This is a genomic window from Paenibacillus sp. FSL K6-2441 (genome assembly GCF_037964765.1).
In the GTDB taxonomy this organism is placed as follows: Bacteria; Bacillota; Bacilli; order Paenibacillales; family Paenibacillaceae; genus Fontibacillus; species Fontibacillus phoenicis.
Genome location: NZ_CP150174.1, coordinates 1638892 through 1664876 on the forward strand (window position 1 = coordinate 1638892; position 25985 = coordinate 1664876).

21 protein-coding genes are annotated in these 25985 nt (G+C 54.0%); 14 read left to right on the top strand and 7 right to left on the bottom strand.

What is annotated here, in order from left to right; genetic code table 11:
• Positions 1 to 83: 83 nt before the first annotated feature.
• The gene (gene shc / locus NSQ80_RS07255; RefSeq protein ID WP_339301944.1) at positions 84 to 2012 is read right to left on the bottom strand and encodes a squalene--hopene cyclase; all 1929 of its coding nucleotides are present in this window, start codon (positions 2010 to 2012) and stop codon (positions 84 to 86) included.
• A gap of 142 nt (positions 2013 to 2154) precedes the next feature.
• Between shc and NSQ80_RS07260 the strand changes: the two genes are divergently transcribed.
• Positions 2155 to 3321, top strand: a complete 1167-nt coding sequence (locus tag NSQ80_RS07260; RefSeq protein ID WP_339301946.1) for a DHHA1 domain-containing protein — start codon at positions 2155 to 2157, stop codon at positions 3319 to 3321.
• Positions 3322 to 3337: 16 nt separating this feature from the next.
• Here NSQ80_RS07260 and NSQ80_RS07265 read toward each other — a convergent pair whose 3' ends face one another.
• On the bottom strand, positions 3338 to 4231 hold the full coding sequence (locus NSQ80_RS07265; RefSeq protein ID WP_339301948.1) for a LysR family transcriptional regulator: 894 nt from the start codon (positions 4229 to 4231) through the stop codon (positions 3338 to 3340).
• Between the two features lie 354 nt (positions 4232 to 4585).
• On the opposite strand from NSQ80_RS07265, the gene NSQ80_RS07270 reads away from it, so the two are divergent.
• Genes NSQ80_RS07270 through NSQ80_RS07280 form a run of 3 tightly spaced genes read left to right on the top strand, consistent with a single transcriptional unit; the run spans position 4586 to position 7818 of the window.
• Positions 4586 to 5563: a sugar ABC transporter permease gene (locus NSQ80_RS07270; RefSeq protein ID WP_339301949.1), complete on the top strand. Its 978-nt coding sequence runs from the start codon at positions 4586 to 4588 to the stop codon at positions 5561 to 5563.
• Entirely contained in the window at positions 5560 to 6384 is an 825-nt protein-coding gene (locus NSQ80_RS07275) for a carbohydrate ABC transporter permease (protein ID WP_009222749.1), read from the top strand. Before NSQ80_RS07270 ends, NSQ80_RS07275 begins: the two co-directional genes overlap by 4 nt.
• 39 nt (positions 6385 to 6423) lie before the next feature.
• On the top strand, positions 6424 to 7818 hold the full coding sequence (locus NSQ80_RS07280) for an ABC transporter substrate-binding protein (RefSeq protein ID WP_339301951.1): 1395 nt from the start codon (positions 6424 to 6426) through the stop codon (positions 7816 to 7818).
• Between the two features lie 325 nt (positions 7819 to 8143).
• Here the strand turns inward: NSQ80_RS07280 and NSQ80_RS07285 are convergent, their stop codons facing one another.
• Complete coding sequence (locus tag NSQ80_RS07285; protein ID WP_036643852.1) at positions 8144 to 9355, bottom strand: MFS transporter; 1212 nt, start codon at positions 9353 to 9355, stop codon at positions 8144 to 8146.
• A gap of 253 nt (positions 9356 to 9608) precedes the next feature.
• On the opposite strand from NSQ80_RS07285, the gene hemE reads away from it, so the two are divergent.
• From hemE to NSQ80_RS07335, 10 genes are all read left to right on the top strand, one after another.
• Complete coding sequence (gene hemE, locus NSQ80_RS07290; protein WP_339301954.1) at positions 9609 to 10670, top strand: uroporphyrinogen decarboxylase; 1062 nt, start codon at positions 9609 to 9611, stop codon at positions 10668 to 10670.
• A gap of 57 nt (positions 10671 to 10727) precedes the next feature.
• Positions 10728 to 11669, top strand: a complete 942-nt coding sequence (gene hemH, locus NSQ80_RS07295) for a ferrochelatase (RefSeq protein ID WP_009222753.1) — start codon at positions 10728 to 10730, stop codon at positions 11667 to 11669.
• Positions 11670 to 11675: 6 nt separating this feature from the next.
• Complete coding sequence (hemY, locus tag NSQ80_RS07300; protein WP_260070026.1) at positions 11676 to 13100, top strand: protoporphyrinogen oxidase; 1425 nt, start codon at positions 11676 to 11678, stop codon at positions 13098 to 13100.
• Between the two features lie 184 nt (positions 13101 to 13284).
• Positions 13285 to 14712: a CapA family protein gene (locus tag NSQ80_RS07305; protein WP_339301958.1), complete on the top strand. Its 1428-nt coding sequence runs from the start codon at positions 13285 to 13287 to the stop codon at positions 14710 to 14712.
• A 37-nt stretch (positions 14713 to 14749) separates the two neighbouring features.
• Positions 14750 to 15550, top strand: a complete 801-nt coding sequence (locus NSQ80_RS07310; protein WP_339301959.1) for a glycerophosphodiester phosphodiesterase family protein — start codon at positions 14750 to 14752, stop codon at positions 15548 to 15550.
• Entirely contained in the window at positions 15531 to 16172 is a 642-nt protein-coding gene (locus NSQ80_RS07315; RefSeq protein WP_260070029.1) for a fumarylacetoacetate hydrolase family protein, read from the top strand. The genes NSQ80_RS07310 and NSQ80_RS07315 overlap by 20 nt, the downstream gene beginning before the upstream one ends.
• Before the next feature lie 2 nt (positions 16173 to 16174).
• Positions 16175 to 17002 (top strand): DUF92 domain-containing protein, encoded by an 828-nt coding sequence (locus NSQ80_RS07320; RefSeq protein WP_339301960.1) that lies wholly within the window; start codon positions 16175 to 16177, stop codon positions 17000 to 17002.
• Positions 17003 to 17017: 15 nt separating this feature from the next.
• A complete protein-coding gene (locus NSQ80_RS07325) occupies positions 17018 to 19000 on the top strand; it encodes an ABC-F family ATP-binding cassette domain-containing protein (RefSeq protein WP_339301961.1) in 1983 nt (660 codons plus the stop codon).
• A 277-nt stretch (positions 19001 to 19277) separates the two neighbouring features.
• Positions 19278 to 19991, top strand: coding sequence for an ABC transporter permease (locus NSQ80_RS07330; RefSeq protein ID WP_339301962.1), 714 nt, complete (start codon positions 19278 to 19280; stop codon positions 19989 to 19991).
• A 219-nt stretch (positions 19992 to 20210) separates the two neighbouring features.
• A complete protein-coding gene (locus NSQ80_RS07335) occupies positions 20211 to 21578 on the top strand; it encodes a helix-turn-helix transcriptional regulator (RefSeq protein WP_260070032.1) in 1368 nt (455 codons plus the stop codon).
• A 185-nt stretch (positions 21579 to 21763) separates the two neighbouring features.
• Here the strand turns inward: NSQ80_RS07335 and NSQ80_RS07340 are convergent, their stop codons facing one another.
• From NSQ80_RS07340 to pepF, 4 genes are all read right to left on the bottom strand, one after another.
• Entirely contained in the window at positions 21764 to 22501 is a 738-nt protein-coding gene (locus NSQ80_RS07340) for a hypothetical protein (protein ID WP_339301963.1), read from the bottom strand.
• A 22-nt stretch (positions 22502 to 22523) separates the two neighbouring features.
• Positions 22524 to 23561, bottom strand: a complete 1038-nt coding sequence (locus tag NSQ80_RS07345; protein WP_260070034.1) for a M42 family metallopeptidase — start codon at positions 23559 to 23561, stop codon at positions 22524 to 22526.
• A gap of 43 nt (positions 23562 to 23604) precedes the next feature.
• Positions 23605 to 23988, bottom strand: coding sequence for a lipopolysaccharide assembly protein LapA domain-containing protein (locus NSQ80_RS07350; RefSeq protein WP_050769656.1), 384 nt, complete (start codon positions 23986 to 23988; stop codon positions 23605 to 23607).
• 85 nt (positions 23989 to 24073) lie between these two features.
• The gene (gene pepF / locus NSQ80_RS07355) at positions 24074 to 25864 is read right to left on the bottom strand and encodes an oligoendopeptidase F (RefSeq protein WP_323076245.1); all 1791 of its coding nucleotides are present in this window, start codon (positions 25862 to 25864) and stop codon (positions 24074 to 24076) included.
• Positions 25865 to 25985 lie beyond the last annotated feature (121 nt).

Consider the following 25985-nt stretch of genomic DNA (forward strand, 5'->3'; position numbering starts at 1 on the left):
CGTCTTATGGCCATTATACCTGGCAGAAGACGTCTTGGAAACTATCTTATTCGCAGCCTGTGTCGTGAGGGACAGATTCACCGCTAAGGCGAACTGTCCCCATATTTGTTGACGTAATGCGAAAGGGCCAAAAGCGGCCAGATATATCGATAGCTGTGATAGTGCACGTAAAAATAACCCGGCAACCCGGCTCCCGTTGGATAAGTGGAGGGCCAGTCATCCTCATGCAATAGCGCGATCAACCGGGCAACGCCTCGCTCGATCTCCGGCGCCCGCCGATCGTGGACGGCGATCAGCGCATCCAACGCCCAGGCGGTTTGGGACGGCGTGCTGGCATGGAGCGGGACGTACCGTCTCACCTGATCGCTGCGGCATGATTCGCCCCAGCCGCCATCTGCATTTTGGATGCGGATCAGCCAGTTAGCCGCCTTGGCGATGCCCGGGTGATCGGCGGGCATGCCCACGGCCATCAGCCCGGTGAGTGCCGCCCAGGTCCCGTAGATGTAACAGATCCCCCAGCGACCATACCAAGAGCCGTCCGCCTCCTGATGGCTCAGCAACCAGTCAGCCCCGCGGGCAACCCAATCCTGCCGAACGCTCAGCTTGGCGAAGTTACCCAAATACTCCAGCGTCCTTCCGGTCAAGTCCGCTTCGGAAGGATCCGTGGCTGCGGATTTCGCCCCTTCAATCGCCAGCCAGGTGAGCATTTCTTTGTTGGTGTTTTTTTCGAAAGCGGGCCAGCCGCCGTCGTTATTTTGCATCGACCAGACCCAGTTGAGCCCGCGGTTCCATGCGTCTAAGACCGCAGGTTCGCTGCCGTGTAAGGCAGATAGGGAACGGAGGGCGGCGGTGGTGTCGTCAACGTCAGGGACGAACGTATTTGTCTCCGAGAAACCCCAGCCGCCGGGTACGATGCCCGGATTATGAATCTGCCAATCGCCGGGGCGGCGATGCTGACTGCTCCGCAGGTAATCGGCGGCCCGTTGAATGGCCGGATGGGAAGATGAAACCCCTGCTTCCTGTAAAGCGTAGGAGATCAACGCGGTATCCCAAACGGTGGAAGGGGAGTTCTGGATCGTGACATAGCGGGTTCCCCATTGGCCGGTGCTGTCCACCGTAAACTTCATCTGAGATAACCCTTCAACCGCACGTTGGATCACCGGATGCTGCGGTTCGTATCCCAGCGCCAGCAAGGCGAACACCATCAGCACAGTACAGCTGGCGTACGTGTACAGCGTCCCGTCGCCTTCAATCCGATCCAGCATGTATTGCTCGGCTCGGTTTACAGCAGCTTGCCGGATGCGCTGGGGTGTACCTACCAGATGCGCCAGCCCCGATTGGATGAGCTTCAGCGGTTCCCGGCTTTCCGGGGTTAGCGTGAGCGGGTCTTCCTCCCCGTTGCGGGCGTCGAGAAACAGCTCACTTAAATCGGGCGTCCGCACCGATCTGGTGCGAAAGTTTCGCTCGGCCATGATCAGAAGCGGCACGAGATGAACTCGCGAATATCCGGAGAAATCATAAAAGTTCAGGGGTAACGATTCGGGCAGCAGCAGGATTTCGATGGGGATGAGCGATAAGGAGGCCGGCCATTTTCTTTGTCCAGTGGCGGCCAGGATGGCTTTGGTGAGCAGGCTTCGCGCTTGACCAATGCCGCCCCGATCCAGGATATATCGTTTCGCCCGTTGGATCGGTTCATCCTCCGGCCGGCTGTATCCGGAGCACAGCAAGGCGTAGTATGCCTCAACCGTAGCGGACAAATGGCCCTCCTTGTCGTCATGATACCATCGCCAGCAGCCCTCCGGCTGCTGGGCGGCGACGATGCGATCGTGCAGCTGTCGGATCAATTCCTCCTTGTCGACATTTAACGTGCGAAGGAGAATGATCGTGCACGCGTCAATCGTGATGCCGTTTTCGAAGCAAAAGCGCCACGAACCGTCCGGCTCCTGCCGCTGAATCAGTTCCTCGGATAATCGTTGTATTTCTTCCCGGATCTCGCCGTTGCTCAGTGCCATCCTTGCTCCCTCCCTTTACCTGTCACCTCATTATATGAGTGGGGGATGGTGTAAAGTCCGGCGATAATTCGGTATAGTAGATGGAAGAAGTTTGGTGATGAGGATCCTATAGACCGTTACCTAAAAGAGAGGGAACCAAGTGATGACGACAAGACTTTATTTTGACGATGCCTATTTAACCGATTGGACCACCCGCGTCAAGGACAAGCTGGAGCGGGAGGACGGCGTTTACGTCGTGCTGGAAGAGAGCGCCTTTTACCCCCATGGGGGCGGACAGCCCAACGATACCGGAAGGATTGGCGGGATTCCTGTTCTGGATGTGATTAGTGAAGGCGATGAGGTGCTGCATAAGGTGGAGCGTTTCCCAGAGGAGGCCCAGGTGCGCTGCGAAATCGACTGGAACCGCCGGTTTGACCATATGCAGCAGCATAGCGGACAACATCTGTTATCTGCGGTTTGCCGCGAGCTTTATGAGGCGATGACCTTGAGCTTTCACCTGGGTGAAGATTATTGCACCATCGATGTGGACCGGCCCGAGCTGTCATCGGAACAGCTGGAAGCCATTGAACGCGAAGCAAACCGCCATATCTATTTGAATCACAAAATCTCCGGCTACTTTGTCACGCAGGAGGAGGCGTCCCGACTGCCGCTCGTGAAGCCGCCGAAGGCGGTGGACCGCGTCCGCATCGTCGAGATGGAAGATGTGGAGTACAACGGTTGCGGAGGTACGCATGTGGCGGCGACCGGCGCGATCGGGATGATTAAGCTGCTGAAGACCGAGAAGCAGAAAGGGAATGTCCGGATCTTTTTCAAATGTGGATACCGAGCCTTAAGAGAGTTTCAGGAGCAGCAACACATCTTAGGCTCCATCACCGCCAAATTAAGAACAGGCCGGGACAGCATTCTAGAGCGCCTCGACAAATGGGAGGACGAGCAGAAGCGACTGCAACGGGAGTTCGATACGTTAAAAGAAGCGATGGACGAAATGACCGTTCGTGAGTTGCTTACCAAGCGGGAAGGCGGGATCATTGCGCAAATTTTCGCGAACAAGTCCTTGAAGGATTTGCAGATCCTCGCACAAAAGCTGACGGCGCATAGTGATGCAGCGGTCCTGCTGGCAACGGAAGCCGAGCAGAAGGTGGTGCTGGCCCATAACGGCAGCCGTTCGCTGTCCTGCGGCGCATTCTTCAAGGAGCATCTCTCTGCATACGGAGGCAAAGGCGGCGGCAGCGACAAGCTGGCACAGGCCGGATTCAGCAGCTGGGAGGATGCGCTCACATTTTATGAGTTTGTTAAACAAGGGCTGTAATGAAAAATACCGGGCGTCAACCATGCGGATGCTCACGGATCAAATCGACAAAACGTTGAACCGCTGGAGACAGCGGTTCATTTTTTCGCGTATAGACCGAGATCGTATTCATCAGGTCCACGCCTTCAACGAAGACGCGGCTCAGTTGTCCGCGCTCCACGTATTCCCTCACCACCAGCGCTGAAACGAAGCTGGCCCCGTACCCGGCAATCACGGCTTTGACGGTTTCGTTTAACCCGTTAAACTGCAAGGCGATGCGTGGCGCAGGAGCATTGTAGGTACGGCATAACGCCATAAATCGCTCCCGCGTCGAGCTGCCGATCTCCCTCATAACAAAAGGTTCCTTGACCATGTCGTGTAAGGAGACGCGTTGTCCCGCATATCGGTGTTTTGGGGAGACCACAAACCACAATTCGTCCCGGAACATTTCCTCCGCGTAAACGGATTCGGGGTGAGCTTCCGGCAATCCGCCGTAGATCGCCAAATCCACCTCCAAATTCAGCAGTTGCTTTAGCGCATCCGTCGAATTTGTGGTGTTGATGCTCATCTCCACATGCTCGTATTGCGATTTGAATTTCGCGATCCAGGTCGGGACGAGGAAGTGCGCGGGCAAATAGGTGGCTGCCAGCCGGATATGACCCAGCTCCCCCATTTTGTAATTTTGTAAAAACTGCTCGATTTGCTGCTCTACCGCAAAGAGGCGTCTGCTGTATGTAAACAGCTTGTTCCCGACGTCGGTTAAGGCGATGCCGCGTCCCTGTGCTTTCAGCAGGGGCAACCCCAGCTCTTTTTCCAGCTTTCGGATCTGGGTAGAGATGGCCGGCTGGCTGATGTTTAATAGCTCCGAAGCGCGCGTCACACTGCCCGTCTCTGCAATGACGTGAAACAGCCGTAAAGCATGCAAATTCATTCCATCTAGCCCCTTCCATCGTGGAGGAGCGGCTTGTCCAACACTTGGCCGACGCTTTGAAATCCGGGGAATGGGACCGCAAATACGGAGCTTACCGAACCATGCCCGCCATGACAGGTTCACTCCGGCTGATCGTTAGCGAATCCAAAGCATGATGAAAAAGTCCATTGTCTTATAAGCCGTCTTCACCGCAAACGCGCGTGAGGCGGCTTTTTTGCGTTTTCTTTACCGTGCGATAACGATTTTGATGCCCCCTTGATCTATGCCTAACGTTCCGCTGACATCCAAGCTATACACTGGCAGAGGAATTCGAACAAACCCACATCAACCTGCACAAAAAAGGAGGCTTCCGTCATGAGCGAGCTGGATCACCAGGTGAGTCTGCCATCTAGGGGCCATTCCGTGCCGTCTGCCTCTGCTGCGACTCGTCGCCCTGCCCATGCCGCAACCTTAAGACAACAGAAATATCGAGAACATGCGCTGGCCTACACGTTTCTAGCTCCATCGCTGCTCCTGTTCGGCGTATTTTTGTTCTACCCGCTGCTAAAGTCGGTGTACTTGAGCTTACACAGCACCGACCCGACTGGCCGGATCGCCTCATTTGTTGGCTTCGACAATTTTACTAGCCTTTTTACTTCCGGCTTGTTTGCCAGCGGCATGAAGGTGACGGCGCTCTTTGCCTTATTCACCGTGCCGACTGGAATGCTGATCGCCTTGGTGCTCGCGGCATTAACGCATCATCTTCGGCGGGGAAGACGGTTTTTCCAGTTCGCCTACTCGCTGCCGTTGGTGCTCTCCGTTGGTTCAGCGGCTGTCATCTGGAAGTTTCTGTTTCACCCTACATTAGGCATGCTTAACTACTTGCTTGGTTTGGCCGGTATTCGTCCGGTACCTTGGCTGATCAGTCCTGACTGGGCTTTGTGGTCCGTGTCGCTGATGACCGTTTGGATGAATATGGGCTTTAATTACATCATCCTGTCCAGCGGGATGCAGGGAGTTCCCGACGAGCTGTACGAAAGTGCCAAGATCGATGGAGCCGGACCGCTGACAACGTTTCGCAAAATTACGCTGCCGCTCCTGTCACCAACGTTATTTTTCCTCTTGGTTGTGTCCATCATCAGCGCTTTCCAGTCGTTTGGGCAGATCAACATTCTGACATCGGGTGGGCCGATGAACCGTACGAACGTATTCGTCTACACGATCTACCAGGAGGCATTCGTGAACTTCCGGTTTGGAACGGGCAGCGCCCAAGCGCTTCTGCTATTCCTGGTAATCCTGCTGTTGACCTTGATCCAGTTCAATTGGGTGGAAAGGAAAGTTCACTATCAATGAACAAGCTGACCTTAAGCCAAATTGTCGTTCTGTTGTTCATGACCGTTGCCGCCGTACTTGTGCTTTATCCGATTGTTTACAGCCTGTTTATGTCCGTGATGACGCCACAGGAAGCCAGCGCCTATCCACCGCATTTGGTGCCGCATTCGCTGCATTTGACCAACTTCACCGAGGTGCTTCGTATCGTTCCGATCGCCGTGTTTATCGGGAATACCTTCCTGGTCTCCGGCATTGTGATGGTCGGTCAACTGATCACCTCCAGCCTGGCAGCCTATGCCTTCGCCAAAATGGAGTTCAAGGGCAAAGGCCTGATGTTCAGCTTGTTTGTCGCCACGATGATGGTGCCTTGGGAAGTGACGATGATTCCCAACTATTTAACCGTACGCAGCTTAAATTGGCTGGACAGCTACCAGGGGCTGATCGTCCCGTTTTTGGCTACCGCCTTCGGGACGTTTCTGCTTCGTCAGTTTTTCCTGCAGCTGCCGAAGGAACTGTTCGAGGCTGCGAAGATCGATGGTTGCGGGCATGTCCGGTACTTCCTGTTTCATGTGCTTCCGCTGGCTAGACCGGCGCTTGGAACGTTGGCGGTGTACTCTTTTTTGAGCATGTACAACAGTTATCTGTGGCCGCTTCTGATCACAAACAGCAAATCGATGCGCACGGTGCAGATCGGTATCTCCATGCTGGAATTCCAGGAGACAACCTCCTGGAACCTCGTATTCGCGGGGATTACGCTGGTCATTCTGCCGTCCTTGCTGCTATTGGTGTTTGGACTCAAGCAGCTCGTTCGCGGGATGGCGGCGGGAGCGCTGAAAGGATAAGGGATATCCAAATCATTTGATGAGGGAGAGATTCGAATAATGAAAAGCTTTCGCTTCAAAAGTATTCTGCTGCTCATGGCAGCGTTGTTGATCGTTATAGCCGGATGCGGCGGGAATACGAATAACGCAGGAAGCAGCACGGCAACAGGGGGAACCAATACTCGCGGTGAAGATTCGGCCAGCGCCAGTTCTGGGAAGAAGCCGGTGCATCTAACCTGGTGGCACTCGATGTCGGGGGCTGGGGAGAAGGCGATTAACGGGCTAGTCTCGGATTTCAATGCCAGCCAATCCGATATTGAGGTCGAAGCGGTATTCCAAGGAAGTTACGACGAAAGCTTAAATAAGTTGAAAGCTTCACTTGGCTCAAAAAGCGGCCCGGACCTGATCCAGGTGTACGAGATCGGCAGCAAATTTATGATCGACTCCAAGGCGATCACGCCGGTGCAGAAGTTTATTGATGAGGATGGCTACGACCTCTCGCAGTTAGAGCCTAACATTATTCGCTACTACACGATCGGCGGCCAATTAAACGCAATGCCTTTTAATACTTCCAACCCGATTCTCTACTACAACAAGGACGCTTTCAAAGCGGCCGGACTCGATCCTAAAAACCCGCCGAAAACGTTCGAGGAGTTTGAAGCGGCAGCTACCGCATTGACCAAGAAGGGGCAGCCAGGCGCTGCGATCGCCGTTTATGCCTGGCTCATCGAGCAGTGGTTTGCTAGCCAAAATGCCGATTACGTGAATAACGGCAATGGGCGTGAAGGGGATGCCACCGAGTCGCTGCTCGCATCGGAGGCGGGCGTGAACATACTGGAATGGTGGAAAAGGATGGTGGACAATGGGGTGGTAGCCAATCTGGGCCGCAAAACCGATGATACGGACGCCGCCTTTGCTGCAGGCCAAGTGGCCATGACCCTAAATTCAACTGCGGCGCTGCGTAACATCGTGGGAGCGGTTGGCGACAAATTCGAAGTAGGCACCGCCTTCCTGCCAAGACCAGCCAGCGCCAAAGAAGGCGGCGTGATCATTGGCGGCGCCAGCTTGTATATCATGAACAACAAATCGGAAGAACAGCAAAAAGCGGCCTGGGAATTTATCAAATATGTAACCTCCCCGGCTGCGCAGGCGAAATGGAGCGTAAACACCGGCTACTTCCCGATTACGAAGGCGGCTTACGACGAGCAGGTGCTGAAGGATAATATGGTGAAATATCCGCAATTCCAAACTGCCGTAGATCAGTTGCATGCGTCGACCGAATCTACAGCAACCTCCGGTGCGTTGATGGGCGTCTTCCCGGAAGCGCGGCAATTCGTGGAAGCGGCAATTGAGGAAGTGCTGAACGGACAAAAAGCTCCGAAGCAGGCGCTGGAAGACGCCGCCAAGCAAATTACCGAGAAGATCAGGCAGTATAATGTAACGGTGCGAAAATAATCTTACATTTAGTAGTCAAGCCGGGAGATGTCCCGGCTTTTTTTTACGTGGGAAGCTTAACTGTAAATCCTACAGCTAATTTCTAACATTCTCCTCGTATTCAGAAAATAACAGTAAATCCTACCGTTAATTTTGAGGAAATGTGCACTTCTGGGGAAAACCGCCTGAAATAACGTTACTTTTTCCAGTTAATTAAGCTAAAACAGCGGTTTGGCTTCAAAATAACAGTAGGATTTCCAGTTAGTTGTCTCATTTCCCCGAGCAAAGAGATCGGCAACCGATATTATTCAAACATAAGCCGGGAGGCAGCCTGCAAATCTGCAGCTTACCTCGGCGCCGTCACCTTCGGCCGGGCGTACAGCTTCACGCGCACCCAGAGCATATTAATCAGCAGCAGGATGCCGGAGATCACAAACAAGCCCTCGATGCCGATGTACCCGGCGAGAAAGCCGCCAATCAGCGAGCCCATCATGTTGCCGAGGGCGAGGGTGCTGCTGTTGAAACCAAACGCCCGGCTCTCCATGCCGTCCGGGGTATAATAGCGGATCAGCGCATTGACGCTAGGCAGCAATCCGCCCATGAACACGCCCATCAGGAACCGAACGGCGATCAGCTGCCATACCGTCTGCACGAACGCCTGCGGGATCAGCGTGGCCGCCGCTCCAATCAGGCAATAGGTCAGAATGCGGTGGGCCCCCAGCTTGTCGCTGATTCTGCCGAGAACCGGCGAGGTAATCATATTGGAAATGCCCGTGACGGCGCTGACGAACCCGGCCCAGAATGCCACATCGGCGGTTTGTCCATGCAGCTTCTCTACATAGAGAGGCAGCAGCGACATCGGGCTCAGCATGGCGAACTGCAGCAAGAATGTTACGGCGAACAACGCGGTGAGCTGCGGTGTTTTGTTCAGCTCCAGGAAACCTTGCAACACAGAAGGCTGCGGCGTATGCAGCGCCTCCTCCCGGTCGAACTTCTCGCGTACGAAGAGGAGCGCCAGCATGGATGCGATAAACAGCAGCACCCCGGTAATGTAAAAAATCGGCCGAAATCCAATCTGCTCCGCCATAAGCCCGCCAATCAAAGGTCCGAGGATCGTACCGGCCACGTTGCCGGACTGGATCGTGCCCATCGCAAAGCCCATCCGCTCCTTCGGCGCCGTACCTGAGATCAACGCGACGGAAGCCGGGTTAAAGCCGGAGATCGTCCCGTTCAGGAGCCGCAGGCCAAGTAGGTGCCACGGTTGGGTGGCGAAGCCCATCAACGTAATGACGATGGCCATGCCGAAGCCGGAGCGCAGCAGCATAATTTTGCGGCCGTATTTGTCGGCGAGCTTCCCCCATATCGGTTGAAAAATAAACGAAGTCGCGAAGTTAGCGGCAAAAATCATTCCTGCCCACAGCCCAATCGCCTGCTCTCCCTGCACGTGCAAATCCCGCGCCAGGTACAGCGAGAGAAACGGTGTAATCATCGTCATCCCGGCGTTGACCAGAAACTGCCCGAACCAAAGCACAATGAGATTAATCTTCCAGGTATTCAATTGTGCTTTCACTTCCTTTCGCTGGGATTCTAGGATGCGAGAAACCAGATCAGAGTTATACCAGTATACACCATTGAAAACCGGGTCCGGGGCATTCTTCATAGCATCTTCATCCGATTGTCATAGGTTCGCCACGTTGTGATAGTTGTTACTTATTTTTAAGTAGGGCATAATGTAAATTAGAATGTTTATAGTGTAGCTTTAATGATTTGTTATCAAAATTTGGTTTCTACGAGTATTGGAGGCGTGCGGTTTGGTTTACAATGATCGCTTGATCCGGGCCCTGCGGAAGCAGGAGGTGGATCGCTTTCCGGTTTGGTACATGCGCCAGGCGGGCAGGTATGATCCCGATTACCGGAAAATCAAAGAGAAATACAGCTTATTGGAAATTTGCCGGCAGCCGGAGCTGGCGGCGGAAGTGACCATGATGCCCGTCCGTAAGCTTGGCGTGGACGCGGCTATTTTGTATTCCGACATTATGAATCCGGTTGCTTCGCTGGGCGTCAAATTCGACATCGTCAAAAATATCGGTCCGGTCATCGAACAACCGATCCGTACGCTTGCGGATATTGAGCGGCTTCGGCCTATCGACGTTCACAAGGATTTATCGCATATTTTGGAGACGATCGCGATTTTGGACAAGGAACTGGATGTGCCGCTGATCACATTTGCCGGCGCGCCGTTTACGATTGCCAGCTACTTGATCGAAGGGCGGCCGTCCAAGAGCTACAGCCGCACCAAAGCGATGATGTATGGCGATCCGGAAGCTTGGTTCAAGCTGATGGACAAGCTGGGCGATATGGTAATCACCTACCTGCGGGCCCATGTGGAAAGTGGAGGCAAGGCGTTCCAGCTGTTTGACAGCTGGGTGGGCGCGCTCGCTCCAAAAGATTTTCAGCGGTATGTACTCCCAACGATCACCCGTATTTTTACCGAACTTCAGGATTTGGATGTACCTAAAATTTATTTTCCTGGCGTCAGCTCGGGAGAGCTGCTGCCGACGTTAACGGATATCGCTGCCGATGCCATTGGTCTTGATTGGCGGGTATCGATCTCGGAAGGCCGGCGCCGGACGGGCGGAAAGTTTGCAATGCAAGGCAATTTGGACCCGTATGTGCTGACCGCGCCAATGGACGTCATTAAGGCGCAGGCAAAGGAAATTATCGATGACGGCCTGAACGCCCCTGGATTTGTTTTTAACCTGGGCCACGGTCTGTTCCCGGAGGCCTCGCTGGATAAACTGCGCGAGCTGACGGAATTCGTGCACGAATATTCTGCGGAAGCGATCGTGCATCAACCTGTACGGCGTGCGTAAGAATAAGCCGCATTGGATGAAGGACACACAACTTTCAACTTGAGGTGAACTGATATCGTGAAAACAAAAATCGGAGTTTTGGTGATGTCTTACGGCACGCCGCAGAGCTTGGACCAGGTCGAGGCGTATTATACGCATATTCGGCGTGGACATCCCCCAACCGCGGAACAACTTCAGGAACTGGTCAGCCGGTATGAGGCGATTGTAGGCGGAGTGTTCCCGCTGCGTGCCAATACCGATAAGCAGGTCGCTGCTTTGCAGGAAACGTTGAACCGGATGTCTGCGGACATGGACGTCGAATTCATCTGCTATCAAGGATTAAAGCATGCTTATCCGTTTATTGAAGATGGTGTAGAGCAGATGGCGAAGGACGGCATCCGTGAGGCGATTGGCATCGTGCTCGCACCGCATTATTCCGTAATGAGCATCGGCGGGTATATCAAGCGGGCGCAAGCAAAAGCGGAGGAGCTGGGAGTGTCGGCACGCTTCGTGGAGAGCTATCATTTGCATCCGAAGCTGATCGAGGCTTTTGCCCAGCGTGTGTCCGCCAAGCTGGACCAGTTCGAGGAAGCCGGCGCATTGCGGGATGAGGTGAAAGTGCTGTTCAGCGCCCACAGCCTGCCGGAGAAAATCCTGCAAATGGGCGATCCTTACCGGGATCAATTGCTGGAGACCTCCCAAGCCGTCGCCGAGAAAGCCGGCGTGAAGAACTGGCAGTTTACGTGGCAAAGTGCCGGGCGTACCGCCGATCCGTGGCTCGGGCCGGATATTTTGGACACGCTGAAGGAATTAAGCGAGGAGCAGGTAGAGGACGTCCTGGTCGCTCCGGTCGGCTTCGTGTCGGACCATCTGGAAGTGCTGTACGATCTGGACATCGAAGCCAAAACGATCGCCAAAGAGCTGGATATGCGGCTGGAGCGGATCGAATCGCTGAACACCGAACCTTTGTATATGGAAGCGCTCAGCGACGTCATTATCAAATCTTGGGAAAAGAGATGAGAGGGCATGCGTGATTCTTCACGTCAAGTGGTCGTTATCGGCGGGGGGCTGACCGGTCTGTCTGCGGCCTTTTACGTTCGTAAATTCTACAAAGAACGGGGCGTGACCCCGCAAATTACGCTGCTGGAAAAGGGGAACACCCTCGGCGGCAAAATTGAAACGTTGGAGAAGGACGATTTCGTGATCGAGAAAGGTCCGGATTCCTTCCTGGCCCGCAAGACGGCCATGATTGACCTGGCGAAGGAGCTGGGGCTGGAAGGCGAGCTCGTGTCGATGAACCCAGAGGCTAAGAAGACGTACATCGTCAGCGAAGGGAAGCTGCATCCGATGCCTTCGGGGCTGGTGCTTGGCATCCCGACCGAGCTGGGACCGTTCTTGCGCAGCGGTCTTGTCTCTTGGAGCGGTAAAGCCCGGGCGATGTTGGACCTCGTGATGCCGGCACGGCAAAGCGAAGAGGATGAGTCGCTTGGCGCATTTATCGAGCGCCGGCTGGGTGCCGAGGTGCTGCAAAACATCACCGAGCCGCTGCTCGCCGGCATTTATGCGGGCGACACTTACAACCTCAGCCTGCAATCGACCTTCCCGCAGTTTGGCGAGGTGGAACGGGCATACGGCAGCCTGATTAAAGGCATGATGTCCGGCAAGAAGCCCACGGAGACGCACACCGGCACAAAACGCAGCGCCTTCCTCACGTTCCGCAAAGGGCTGAAGACCTTGGTCAACGGCCTGGTCGAGTCGCTGTCGGATGTGGACTGCCGCTTGCGGACCGAGGTGGTGGAAATTCGCCGCACCGGAACTGACGCGTACGAGGTCGTACTCGCCTCAGGCGAATCGCTCCCGGCGGATGACGTGATCGTTACGGTGCCGGCGTTTGCCGCCGCCGAGCTGCTGCGGCCGCATGTGGATGTGGCCGCGCTGGACGCAGTGAACTACGTGTCCGTGGCTAACGTTGTCATGGCTTTTGATCGCAAGGATGTCACCGGCCAGTTCGACGGCTCAGGCTTCCTCGTGCCGCGCAAGGAAGGCATGAACATCACCGCCTGCACGTGGACCGGCATCAAATGGCTGCACACGAGCCCGGAAGACAAAATGCTGCTGCGCTGCTACGTTGGCCGTTCCGGCGACGAGGAGAAAACGTTTTTGCCTGACGAGGAACTGCTGGAGCTGGTGCTCGGCGATTTGAAGCGGCTGATGAACATCACGGCCCGGCCGTTGTTCACAGAAATTACCCGCCTGCCAAAATCGATGCCGCAGTATCCGGTGGGCCATCTGCAGCAGGTTGCTGAGCTGCGCAGCCAACTGGAGGAGAAGCTGCCTGGCGTATATGCGACGGGGGCGGCATTTTACGGCGTTGGCCTGCCCGACTGTATCAAGCAAGCGAAGGAGCTGGCGGAGCAGATGGCAGACCAGCTGAAGGTCGCTCAAGCTTAAGCCAAAGGCCGGCTAAACGGCCTGACATAGGACTTCCTGACCCCTTGCCCGCAAAATAGGCGAGGGGTTCTATTTATTTCCGGAGACCTGATATAATAAAATCAAACGGTCGGCTTTTAAGCACGAAGGAATGGAGACAGCGCCTTCCATCGTAACGATAGATCTATGCAAAAAGGAGTCCGTAATGTACCCATCAAGATCGGAAAAATACAAGAAGAAACAGCAGGAAAAAAAGCGGCGTCAAAACCGGATTTGGCTGACGTTAAACTTGACTCTCATCACTTTAATTTTCGTGCTGGGAGCTTACTTTTATTTGGAGGAACGCACCGGGCAGGCTGGATTGGACTCGGGAACGGAGCAGCAGCTGCCAGGCGCATGGAGCGACACCGGATCGGATGTTGGCGATCCGACGACCGGAGAGACGCCGATTGTGCAGCCGGATGATCGCGATGCTGCGTCGACGGAAACGGAAGACGAGAGCGAGCAGAATCCAACGAATACAGGTGAGAACTCATCCGGAGAAAATAACACCGATACAGGTAACGAGGATGAAGATGGAGCAACGAATTTGCCATCCAATGCTGGTGCAGACTTAAGCGAGGCAGGCGGCGATGCGGCTCGGCTGTTGGTTCATTTTGCAGGGGATACGATGTTCTCCGGCAAAGTGGAGGAGCGGTTAGAGAAAGCGGGATACGAGCTCCCGTATGAGTACGTGCGGGGATTGTTCCAGAACGACGATTTAAGCGTACTGAATTTAGAGACGCCTGTGACGACCGGCGGGGAGCCGGCGGAGGATAAAACCTATGTGTTTAAGTCGCCGCCAAAGGCGATTGAACCGATGGTTCAGGCCGGCGTGGACGCGGTGAATTTGGCGAATAACCATGTGTTGGACCAAGGCGTTCCCGGTCTCCTGGATACGATGAAAGCTCTGCGGCAGCAAAACGTGATGTATGTCGGGGCTGGCAAGAACAGCAAGGAAGCGTACGCTCCGGTTTATCTCGAACGTAGAGGAATCAAGATCGCCCTGTTTGGCTTTAGCCGGGTCGTCCCGGAGCCAGGGTGGGTCGCTGGAGCAAACAAACCGGGGGTAGCCTCCGTGTATGCGCCGGAAGCTGCGCTGAACGCCATTAAGGCGGCCCGCAAGAACTCAGATCTTGTGTTCGTGATCGCCCACTGGGGCAAGGAGCGGACGACCAAACTGGAGAAGCACCAGCAAGAGCTGGCGCACGCCTTCATTGATGCCGGGGCGGATCTGGTCATCGGCGGTCATCCGCATGTGATGCAAGGGCTGGAGCAATACAAAGGCAAATGGATTGCATACAGTACGGGTAACTTTATTTTTACGAAATCAAAGGATCCGAAGACGTGGGAAACTGCAGTGTTTGCCGCTTCCTGCACACGCGACGGGGATTGCGATCTCAAGCTGATCCCGTTTCGTACAGAACTGGGCCAGCCCGTGCCGATGAGCGCCGAGGACGGAAATAAACTGTTGAAAGAAATCGAAGGCTTCTCGCCGGGGGTACGGATCTCGGAGGACGGAGATGTGAGCGCCTCGAAGACCGGGCGGATTCAAGAATCCGGTACTTCGCTGTCAGCGGATGACCGGACATAAGTGGAAGGTTCGTTTCCGATAAGAAGGAGGCGAGAGCATGCGTAACCCATGCGTTGCCCATCGCGGTTTCTCTGGAATTGCCCCGGAGAACACGATGGCTGCGGTCCAGCTCGCCATGGAGCAGGAGGATGTCCACTGGATCGAAGTTGATGTACAATGTTCAAAGGACGGCGTGCCTTTGCTGATTCATGATTTTACGCTGAACCGCACGACAAACGGAAAGGGACCGGTCAAGGATAAAACCTGGGCGGAGCTGCAAACGCTGGATGCCGGGAGCTGGAAATCCAAGGCCTACCGTGGGGAACGGCTGCCAAGCCTTGATGAATTTTTGGATGCCGTTGCCGGACGACTGCGGGTTAATCTGGAAATCAAGACCGAAGGGAATATGTACCCGGGGCTGGAGGAAAAGGTGGTCGCTGCGGTCAAACGGCGGCATATGGAGCACGAGGTTGTACTGACTTCGTTTGAACCACGGATACTGGCGAAGATCAAGGAGATCGGCCGGGGGATCCGCACGGGTCTGATCATCGACCGGCAGCCCAAAGATTTGCTGCTGCGGCTGAAGCTGTTGCACTGTTCGTTCTTATCGATTTATTATCGCGCATTAACCGCAGAGATGGCTGCCAAAGCGTTTAAACACGGCATTGAGGTGATGGCTTGGACGATGGATGATGTGAAGTCGCTGCGGAAGGTGGCGGCGATGCATCCTGAAATCCTGCTATGCACGAACCGGCCGGATGTCTGGCGCCAAGCGATCGGTAACGGGAAAGTGAAAAATTCGATTGGGAAATCACAATCCCCTGGAGGAGAAGATGACGATGAACAAATTAATCGCTAATGTGTATTGCGTAGGCCGAAATTACCGGGCACATGCCGAGGAGCTTGGCAATGAGGTGCCTACTGAGCCGATGATCTTCCTGAAACCGTCCCATGCGGTGACCGCCATGGACGGCAGGGGGCTGGAGCTTCCGGCGGACCGGGGCTCGGTGCATTATGAAGCTGAGCTGGTGCTGCGTATCGCCCGCGATTATAAGCCGGGGATGACGGTCGACGAATTGGTGGATGTGATCGCGTTTGGGATCGACTTCACGCTGCGCGACGTGCAGAACATCGTCAAAGACAAGGGCAATCCGTGGACGCCGGCCAAAGGCTTCCTGCAATCGGCGCCAATCACGCCATACATCGCTTTCCCCGGCGCGGTGGAGACGGCAAATGAAGATTTTGTGCTGCGGAAGAATGGGGAGATTGTGCAGCGCGGCAATATCAGCCGGATGATTTTCCCGCTGCAGCAAATCGTTGATTATATCGCTGAGCATTATGGGCTGGGCGAAGGCGATTTGATTTTCACCGGAACGCCTGAAGGGGTAGGCCCGGTATATCAAGGGGACAAGCTGGAGCTGTCCTACGGCGATAAAGTGCTTGGCAGCTGCACAGTGGCTGTCGGTCCTTCGGCAAAATGATGATGGATTGGATTATTGGGGCGCTTTGCGCCCTAATCGTGTCTGCAGCCGCCTATAAGAAGCGATCGTTATCGCTCTCCGGCATGCTGGCCGCATGGATCATGGGAACCGTATACTACGGGGCCGGCAACTTGTTCTGGTTTGGGATCTTGCTGCTATTTTTCGTCAGCTCGTCGGTCTTTTCGCATTTTCGCGGGGATCGTAAGGCGGAGCTAGAAAAATCGTATGCCAAGAGCGGCCGCCGGGACGCGGGGCAGGTGCTGGCGAACGGCGGACTGGGGATGCTAGCTTGCCTTGGCAACCTGTTTTGGCCGGATCCGGCGTGGGCCTACTTCTTCGTAGGCACGATGGCCGCAGTAACGGCGGACACGTGGGCAACGGAATGGGGCGGCCTTAGCAAAAGCGTGCCGCGTTCGATTCTGAACGGCCGCCGGGTTCCTCCGGGAACATCGGGCGGGGTGACGATGCTGGGTAGCACGGCGGCGCTGGCCGGGGCCGTATGCATCGGCGGGGCTGCATGGCTGCTGCGCATGTGGACCGGAGATGACACTTATGCCGGAGTAGGTTCCGCGTTGCTTGCGCTGGTGAAATGGGGGCTGATCGGCGGGATTTCCGGCTTGGCCGGGGCTTTTGCCGACTCCTGGCTGGGCGCGACGGTTCAATATATGCATCGCTGCGTCGTTTGCGGCAAAGAGGTTGAGGTGGCGACGCATTGCGGTCAGGAGACCGTGGTGCTGCGAGGTTTTCGCTGGATGGATAATGATATGGTGAATTTACTCAGTTCCCTGGCGGCGGGTTTGCTGGCTTGGGGAATCGGGATGATAGGATAAAGTAGGGATTCGAGCATGAACATATTAACGGTGGAGCATCTGACCAAAACCTATGGGGAGAAAGTGTTGTTTCAGGACGCTTCCTTTGGCATGGACGAAAACGATAAAATCGGCATCATCGGCGTCAACGGAACGGGCAAATCCACGTTCCTGAAGGTCATCGCCGGTCTGGAACAAGCCGATTCCGGCAAAGTCGCCATCAACCGGGACGTCCGCGTGACGTTTCTGGCGCAAAATCCCGACTATGATCCGGACATCTCCGTGTTGCGCGGCGTGTTCCAAGGCGGCGGGCCTGAGCTCCAATTGGTGTCTGCTTATATGGAGGCAGAGGAAGCGATCGAACGGGAACCGGGGGATGCGGGGCGGCAAGCGGAACTGGCGCGGCTGTCCCAGGAGATGGACCGACTGCAGACATGGACCCTGGTCAGCGAGGCCAAAAGCGTCTTGTCCAAGCTGGGCATCACCGATTTTACCCAGAATATGGGCAGCTTGTCCGGGGGTCAGCGGAAGCGCGTTGCGCTCGCCTCAGCGTTAATTCTCCCATCGGAGCTATTGATTATGGACGAGCCCACCAACCACATCGACAATGAATCCGTCGCTTGGTTGGAGACGTATCTCCAGAAACGGCGCGGGGCGTTGCTCCTGATTACGCATGACCGTTATTTTCTGGACCGCGTCTGCAATGTGATGCTGGAGCTCGATCACGGCCGGTTGTTCCGCTACGAGGCGAATTACAGCCGTTTCCTGGAGCTCAAGAGCGAGCGTGAGGAGCGTGAAGCCGCCTCCGAACAGAAGCGGCAAAATCTGCTGCGGGGTGAGCTCGCTTGGATTCGCCGCGGAGCCAAGGCACGTTCGACCAAGCAGAAGGCGCGGATCGAACGGTTTGAGAAGCTGCAAGCGGCCAAGACGGAATACAAAAGCGACAACCTCGAAATCTCGGTGGCTTCAACTCGATTGGGGCGCAAAATTTTGGAGATCGAAGGGCTGCGTAAATCAATTGAAGGTCGGCTGCTCATCAGGGATCTGACCTACACGGCGGTCCCGGGCGACCGCGTGGGCATCGTGGGGCCTAACGGCAGCGGGAAATCGACGCTGCTGAACATGATCGCCGGTCGAATCGAACCGGATGCCGGCCATATTGTGCTGGGCCAGACGGTGAAGCTGGGTTATTTTACTCAGGAGCATCGGGAAATGGACAGTCAGCAACGGGTGATCGAATATATCAAGGAAGCAGCGGAGGTTGTGACGACGGCGGACGGCTCGCGGATTACCGCATCGCAAATGCTGGAGCGGTTCCTGTTCCCGCCGGAGATGCAATGGACGCCGATCGGCAAGCTGTCGGGCGGTGAGAAGCGGCGACTGTATCTGCTGCGTGTGCTGATGGGAGCGCCTAACGTTTTGCTGCTGGACGAACCAACTAACGATCTCGATATCCAGACGTTGACCGTGCTGGAGGCGTATTTGGATGAGTTCCCCGGCGCCGTCTTTGTTGTCTCCCATGACCGGTATTTCCTCGATCGGACCGTGGACAAGATTATGGCGTTTGAGGGCGGCGGAGTCGTTGCTGTACATGTGGGCGACTATAGCGATTACGAGGAACGGACGCAGGAGAGCGGTGCGAATGGCGCGGGTAAAGGGAGCGAAGGTAGTTCAGCGGCTTCGGGCTCGCGGAAGGCAGGTTCTTCGGACTCAGCGGCTGCCAGAGATTCAGCCTCCCAAGCCAACACTGGCAACCGCAATTCAGGGCGTGGCGAGAAGCTGAAGTTCAGCTATAACGAGCAGCGGGAGTTCGAAACGATCGACGCGACCATCGAAGCAGCCGAGCAACGTCTTGCCGCTATTTCCGAGGAAATGGAAGCTGCGGCGAGCGATGCCGTTCGCCTGCAGGAGCTGATGCAACAGCAGCAGGAAGCGGAGGCCGAGCTGGACCGGCTGATGGAGCGCTGGACGTATCTGAACGAGCTGGCGGAGAAGATCGAAGCCCAGCGGAACGGGTGAGGGTGGTTGCAACTTTTTCGGGATGCGGCGATGCAATTCAGCATTGGATGTTACACTTGCGGCAGGTACAGCAATGAGAGCAACAACATTGTATTCGATTTTTCGCATACAATTGTTCCCTTTTGCGGCGATAACCCGTATTCTATTCGATTTTTCATATAGAATTGAGGGATTTGTCCTTCGGAAGCCGAAATCTATATGAAATTTCATATACATTTCGTCGAAATCCCCAAAACGGGAGAATTCTGTTCGATTTTTCATATAAAATGAAAATTTGATGCGCAACATTTTGCGCAGTCCGGATACGATCATTACGGTGGCGATTACGCCCATCATGATGATGCTGTTGTTCGTCTACGTATTTGGCGGCGCCATTGAGTCAGGTACGGACAACTACGTGAATTATCTGCTGCCGGGAATCCTGTTGATGGCGATCGCTTCCGGCGTCGCGTACACCTCGCTGCGGCTGTTTAATGATATCAAAAGCGGACTGATGTCGCGCTTCATCACCATGCCGATCAAGCGCTCGTCGGTATTGTGGGCGCATGTGCTGACCTCGCTCTTTTCCAATGCGTTAACGCTCGTGGTGGTGTTCTTGGTCGCCCTCTTGATGGGCTTCCGCTCCAGCGCCTCTCTTCTGAAGTGGCTTGCGGTAGCTGGGATACTAGGTCTGTTCACACTGGCGTTAACCTGGCTTTCCATTATTCCTGGCTTGACGGCCAAATCGATGGAAGGGGCGACGGCCTACTCGTACCCGCTGATTTTTCTGCCGTTTATTAGTTCGGCTTTTGTTCCCACCGAAACCATGCCAAAAGTGATCCGCGCGTTCGCTGAGAACCAGCCTGTTACCTCCATTGTCGATGCCGTTCGTGCCTTGCTGTACAAGGGGACGGTTGGGAATGAGATCTGGATCGCGCTTGCCTGGTGTGTAGGCATCACGGTTATCGCATATTTCTTTGCGAGTAGAGTTTTTAAAAGTAAGTTAGGGTAATACGCGCTAAGATTTAAAGGAAACAAGGGCTATTTTTACGCCAACTAGGATAACTTCATAGAATTAGAAAATCCTTGCCATCTCTTAAACAGGGAGAGTAAGGATTTTTTTACTTCCTATTAAATGCAAAATTGACCGCAGTATAAAAAGAAGATATATTTATTTCATACATATAATTCCAAACTCATTTTATCTAAAGAATGCGTGGTGAGAAAGCCAATGAGTACAGCTACGATTCTGGCGGAAGTTCACTCCTTTATGAAAGAAAATGAGCTAAGTTTAAGTCAATTCTCGGCAAAGTTAAATATTAATGCGGGTACGTTAAGTTATATTTTAAACGGTAACCGTACCTTGACCATCGATCATTTGGATCGGATTTCAGAGGTCATGGGCTTACCCATGGGGCATTATTATGAGCATTATATTAACGATTATCTCCAAGAGAGAAATCCAGATTGGCGGAGAGTGGCCCCTTTCCTTCGGAAATGTGCTGAATTGAACAAGCTGGATTGCATTCGCAGAACGATATGCATGTTGTTGGATAATTTGACGTACTCTACGTCCTTATTCGAGCTGGCCGAGGAGTTTTATGAGAAGGGATTATATGGTGCTGCGGAGATTCTGTATGAAAATGTGGCCATGAGCGAAACAAAGCAACATTCTGAGCGGTTAGCTTTATGCCAGTATCGGCTGTTTAAGATTCGGATTGGGTCGGACCAGGCTCACAATCTCAAAATTGCTTACCAATTTGAACCCTACGTAGATCGGCTGGATGAGGTTACGCAGTTGGACGCATTAAAGGACTTGGCTAACCTGTACCGCTCGCTTCGTGAGTGGGACCGGCTTGAGGTTCTAGCTCTCGAGATGGAACGCAAGGCACGCCTCCTCTATTTCAGCAACAGACGCTCAGAAAAGGAATTTTACGAAATGCAACGTCGGCTTAGCAGACCGATGTTTGTATACATTGTTTATGCTAAACTATTATGTGCAGAAGTGTATGATGGTAGAGAAGATTATGCTAAAGCGTTGGAGTACACTTATCAATATGCTGATTTGAGCTGGGTACGAGAAACGGATGAGGATACCAAGCATTGGTTAAGTTTATTCCAAAAATGGTCGAGGGCCAACATCTGTGTCAATCGACTCAAGAGCGGTGAAATCGAATATCTACCTGAATACGTAGAGTTTATGGTAGAAAACCCTGATGAATTCATACATTCGATTTCGAATGTGATGTATGCTGCGAACCGATACCATATTAATGTAGATCATATTCTAGATCAATTTAAGTCGGAAATTGAGGTATATATCAATCGTAAACAAACGAATGACTTATATAAAGACCAGGTTCTACCTAATAGTTACAATCAATTTTTGTATGATCTTACCAATTACTATCTACGTAAAAAAGATTACAGACTGGGGTTTAATTATTTGCTGCAAGGCCTTGAGAATTCAGTTATAATAAATAATAAGGAAGGCCTTCTAGATTTTATGATATTATTTGAACTTCATAGGCACATGGCTTCAGTAGAGATCTGTCAGAATTTTAAGAATATTGTAAGTGAGGTGAAACGAGGTTTATGAAATCTAAAGTCGTTGTTATTTTAGCGGTACTTTTTTCTTTAGTTTTTACTGCTCCTAGCGCGATTCACTTAGATCAACCTGCTTACACTACTTATGTTCAAAATGGTGGCGCATAAAAAACTTACATAAGAGACTATTAGAGTTAACGCCTATTCGTTAAGTTTAACGAACAGGCGTTTTTTCTTTTACCGAATCACAATCATCTGCCGCAAATCCCGGGAATCGCCGTTTAGCTTGGTTTCGGCGGCGTTCAGCTGCGCGGAGCCGTCGCCGTCGAGGAAGATGCCGTCGACGAGCTGGCCGTCGGCTAACGCCGCCTTGACGGCGGTGCGGAACGCTTCGGCGGTGCAGCGGGTGGGGGTGACGATCAGCCACAGCTGGCCGTTCGCGTCATACGCGAGACCGGAGCGGAGCCGGTTCTCATCGGGATTCGGCAGGTGCTCAGCCTCCACCGCCGCAGCCCGCCATCCGGCGTCATCCGGCAGCTTCATGCTGACGCCGCCTTGGGCAAAATAGCGGGTGCGGTCCGTAACGGCCAGCTCGCTTGCGGCGGATACCACTTGCACCGAGAAGCTGCCCGTGGCGCCGTCCCACACGAGCGTGCCGCGGGCGTATTTAGCGTTGAACCACCCGGACCCGTAGGCGCCGGCCGTGCCTTGGACCGGCTGATCGTTGTTCACCGCCAGCGACAATACGGCTTCGTTGTAAAAGAATCCGCCGTTCATCCCATATACGCGGTAACGTCCCAGCCGCTGATCCGCCGCCCGCAGTTCAATGCGCTCCGGATCTACAACTAAGGCATGCAGTTTGACGCCGTTTGCTGCGGTAGTCTCATGATATTCATAATGGCGGGGGAGCAGGTAGCGGCTGCCCCAACCGATCATCAGCAGGATGACGAGAAAAATCGCCATGACCGAAGCCATGGCGATTCCCCAGCGTTGCCCCTTAATCGGCAACATAAGCGGCTAGCAGGCGGGTCGTATTAATGACCGCCAGTTTATGTGTCCGCTCCATGGCGTGCGAGGCGTGCACGCCCGGTCCGATCAGCGCAGCGCGGATATTGTGGCCGCCGCGCAGGGCAGCCGAGGCATCGGAGCCGTAATACGGATAAATATCAACCGCATGCGGGATGCCAAGGCCCTTGGCAAGCTCGATCAGCCGGGTGGTCATCTCGTAGTCATAAGGGCCGCTGGAGTCTTTCGCGCAAATCGAGACATCGGTCTCTTTGCAGCTCAGATCATCGCCCATAGCGCCCATGTCAACGGCGATCATTTCGTTCACGCCGTCCGGAATCCAGGAGGCGCCGTGCCCCACTTCCTCGTAGTTGGAGATGAGGAACACCAGATCATGTCTCGGCGTCCAGCCTTCACGGCGGATCGATTCGATCAGCCCGAACATGGCCGCTACGCTGGCTTTGTCGTCCAGGTGGCGAGATTTAATGAATCCGCTTGGCGTGATCACGGCGCGGGCATCAAACGAAATGAAGTCGCCGACCCCGATCCCAAGCTTCAGCACGTCCTCTTTACTTTCCACAACCTCGTCGATCCGGACCTCCATGTTCTTCTCCTCACGTTTGAAATCGCGGGCATCGCTGTAGACGTGAACGGAAGGATGGGTCGACAGAATCGTGCCGGTATATACTCGGCCGCTGCGGGTGTGAATTTGGCAGTATTCGTTCTCGATACTGTTCATCATGAACCCGCCAACGGAGGTGATTGCCAGCGTACCGTTCGAACGGATGGCGCGCACCATGGCGCCTAACGTGTCAACGTGGCCGCTGAGTGCAATGCGCCGCGACGAATCGCGGCCAGGCACGGTCAGGATCGCTCCACCTTTTTCATTAAAGCTGCAAGGTACACCCAAGGCTTCGGCCTCACGCCCGATGAACGTCATGACATTGTGTGTAAACCCGCTTGGGCTTGGGGTGTCCAGCAAGGATTTGAGCAAATTTAAAATATAGGTTTCATTCGGTTGGATATTCATGGGAAACCTCCTTTATGGGTTAGGTCGGACTCTTCATTACGCGTTAAGGCTGGATGGGGGAGTCCTCCTCCGCCGATTCGGCTCCCGCTCCAGCTTCAGCTTCAGCTTCATTGCCGGCAGATTTCTTCTTCTTGCCGCGCTCTGGCTTCTCCGGTTCCGGGAAAACATAGCCGGTAGCCTCCTGGATATGTACAAGCTTGGCATGCAAGCCTTTGACTTCACGCTGCAGCCGGTAACCGCGGTAAATGCCAAACGCCCCGACGATAATACCGCCAAGCAGCGTACTGCCAAGGATCAGCAAAATCAACGGAAGGCTGACGGAGCCAAACAGCAAATTGACCTGCACCGGATCGACGTTAATCACCGCAAATACGGCGGTAATCAAGGCAAAGAACAAAGCCAGAATTAGGGACCATTGGATTTTCATGAGGGTACACCTCCTTCTAGGACAGTATAAAATCCCTTGTCCGCTTGGAGCAAGGGATTTTGTAGTCGCTATGGCCCAGGACATGTTAACTCGTCAACTGTTCCATTTGCTCGATCACGTTCTCGAACACGCTCATCGCTTCACGGATCGGCTGCGGCGAGGACATGTCGACCCCGGCTTTCTTCAGAATGTTAATCGAATAGTCGCTGCCGCCGCTCTTTAGGAAGCCGAGGTAACGGTCAACCGCCGGTTTGCCTTCCTCAAGAATTTGCTTCGAGAAGCTGGTCGCTGCAGAGAAGCCGGTAGCGTATTTGTAGACGTAGAAGCTCGTATAGAAATGAGGGATCCGTGCCCATTCCATTTCGATATCCTGGTCAACGACCATGTCTTTGCCATGGTATTTCACATTCAAGTCGTAATAAATTTCCGACAGCTCCTGCGGTGTGAGCGATTCGCCGGCTTCCGCGCGCTCATGGATGAGCTTCTCAAATTCGGCGAACATCGTTTGCCGGAACAACGTCGTCCGGAACTGGTCGGCGTAGTAGGTCAGCAGGTACAGCTTCTGCTTCGGATCGGTGGATTTCTTGAGCAGATAATCCATCAGCAACGCTTCGTTGGTCGTCGAGGCGACCTCAGCCAGGAAGATAGTATATTGGGCATCACGGTACTTCAGGGCTTCATCCGAAAAATAGGAATGCAACGCGTGCCCCATCTCATGCGCCAAGGTGAACATGCTGTTCAGATTGTCCTTATGGTTCAGCAGCACGTAAGGATGGGTGCCGTAAGCGCCCCAGCTATAAGCGCCGGTGCGTTTACCTTCGTTCTCGTACACGTCGATCCAGCGGTTTTCGAAGCCTTCACGCAGGACCTTCAGGTATTCCTCGCCCAGCGGCTTCAGCCCTTCCTCGACCATTTTCTTAGCGTCTTCATAAGGGATTTCCCACTTATATTCCTCAACGAGTGGAGCGAACAAATCGTACATATGCAGTTCGTCAACGCCCAGCAGCTTCTTGCGCAGCTTCATGTAACGTTGCAGGAGCGGCAAGCTCTCATGCACCGCGTCGATCAGGTTCGTATACACTTCCTTCGGAATGTTGTCGCCATATAGGGACATTTCCAGCACGGAAGGATATTTGCGGACCCGCGAGTAGAACATGTTCTTGTTCACGTTCGCGCTCAGTGTAGCGGCGATGGTATTCTTCTGCTTCCGATAGGTTTCGTAGACGGCTTTGAATGCCCGCTCGCGTACTTCGCGGTTGGGGTTCTCCAGGAACTGGATGTAGCTGCCGTGGGTTAAATCCACTTCGTTCCCGTTTTCGTCTTTGATTTTCGGGAATTTCATATCGGCATTGTTAATCATGCCAAAAATTTGCTGAGGCGCCTGCGACAAATTGCCTACTTGGGCCAGCAGCGCTTCTTCCGTTTTGCTCAGGACATGCGCCTTTTCGCGTTTGATTTCCTGCAAGGTGAACTTGTAATCCGCCAGCACAGGGTCGTTGATCAACTTGTCGAGCTCCTGCTCCGGCAGGGCCAAAATTTCCGGCGTAATAAAAGACAAGGCCTCGCTGACTTCAACGCTTAACTTTTTCGCTTTTTGCACAAGGGCTTGATATGTAGGGTTGGTCGTATCCTCATCGTGATGAAGATGGGCGTATACGTAAAGCCGCTCAATTTGCAAAGAGAGTTCATCTTCCAGCTCGAAAACGGCTTTGATATGTTGTGCATCCGTGAGTTTGCCTTCGAATTCGGCGGCTTTGTCTTTCAGCGCCTTGAGGTCGTTATACGATTTGTCCCAAGCGGCTTGATCAGGGAATAAATCCTGGAGCTGCCATGTGTGCTCCTTCGGTACTTCAGAACGTTTCATTACGGTGCTCATCGGAATCCTCCTTTGGACTGGGTAAAATGATGATGCCGGCTGGCCCATCGCAGCACTGCCAGGGAATGCGGCAGCTAGCAGGGCGCCGGTGAGCAACAGGGGAATCGCACGTGAGATGCGC

Coding starts and splice junctions, on each gene's coding strand:
- NSQ80_RS07320 (WP_339301960.1), top strand. CDS start 16,175: ATGGATTGGATTATTGGGGCGCTTTGCGCCCTAATCGTGTCTGCAGCC.
- hemY (WP_260070026.1), top strand. CDS start 11,676: ATGCGTGATTCTTCACGTCAAGTGGTCGTTATCGGCGGGGGGCTGACC.
- NSQ80_RS07315 (WP_260070029.1), top strand. CDS start 15,531: ATGAACAAATTAATCGCTAATGTGTATTGCGTAGGCCGAAATTACCGG.
- NSQ80_RS07345 (WP_260070034.1), bottom strand. CDS start 23,561: ATGAATATCCAACCGAATGAAACCTATATTTTAAATTTGCTCAAATCC.
- NSQ80_RS07310 (WP_339301959.1), top strand. CDS start 14,750: ATGCGTAACCCATGCGTTGCCCATCGCGGTTTCTCTGGAATTGCCCCG.
- NSQ80_RS07280 (WP_339301951.1), top strand. CDS start 6,424: ATGAAAAGCTTTCGCTTCAAAAGTATTCTGCTGCTCATGGCAGCGTTG.
- NSQ80_RS07265 (WP_339301948.1), bottom strand. CDS start 4,231: ATGAATTTGCATGCTTTACGGCTGTTTCACGTCATTGCAGAGACGGGC.
- NSQ80_RS07340 (WP_339301963.1), bottom strand. CDS start 22,501: ATGGCTTCGGTCATGGCGATTTTTCTCGTCATCCTGCTGATGATCGGT.
- NSQ80_RS07330 (WP_339301962.1), top strand. CDS start 19,278: ATGCGCAACATTTTGCGCAGTCCGGATACGATCATTACGGTGGCGATT.
- NSQ80_RS07335 (WP_260070032.1), top strand. CDS start 20,211: ATGAGTACAGCTACGATTCTGGCGGAAGTTCACTCCTTTATGAAAGAA.
- shc (WP_339301944.1), bottom strand. CDS start 2,012: ATGGCACTGAGCAACGGCGAGATCCGGGAAGAAATACAACGATTATCC.
- NSQ80_RS07350 (WP_050769656.1), bottom strand. CDS start 23,988: ATGAAAATCCAATGGTCCCTAATTCTGGCTTTGTTCTTTGCCTTGATT.
- NSQ80_RS07270 (WP_339301949.1), top strand. CDS start 4,586: ATGAGCGAGCTGGATCACCAGGTGAGTCTGCCATCTAGGGGCCATTCC.
- NSQ80_RS07305 (WP_339301958.1), top strand. CDS start 13,285: ATGTACCCATCAAGATCGGAAAAATACAAGAAGAAACAGCAGGAAAAA.
- pepF (WP_323076245.1), bottom strand. CDS start 25,864: ATGAGCACCGTAATGAAACGTTCTGAAGTACCGAAGGAGCACACATGG.
- NSQ80_RS07260 (WP_339301946.1), top strand. CDS start 2,155: ATGACGACAAGACTTTATTTTGACGATGCCTATTTAACCGATTGGACC.
- NSQ80_RS07275 (WP_009222749.1), top strand. CDS start 5,560: ATGAACAAGCTGACCTTAAGCCAAATTGTCGTTCTGTTGTTCATGACC.
- NSQ80_RS07325 (WP_339301961.1), top strand. CDS start 17,018: ATGAACATATTAACGGTGGAGCATCTGACCAAAACCTATGGGGAGAAA.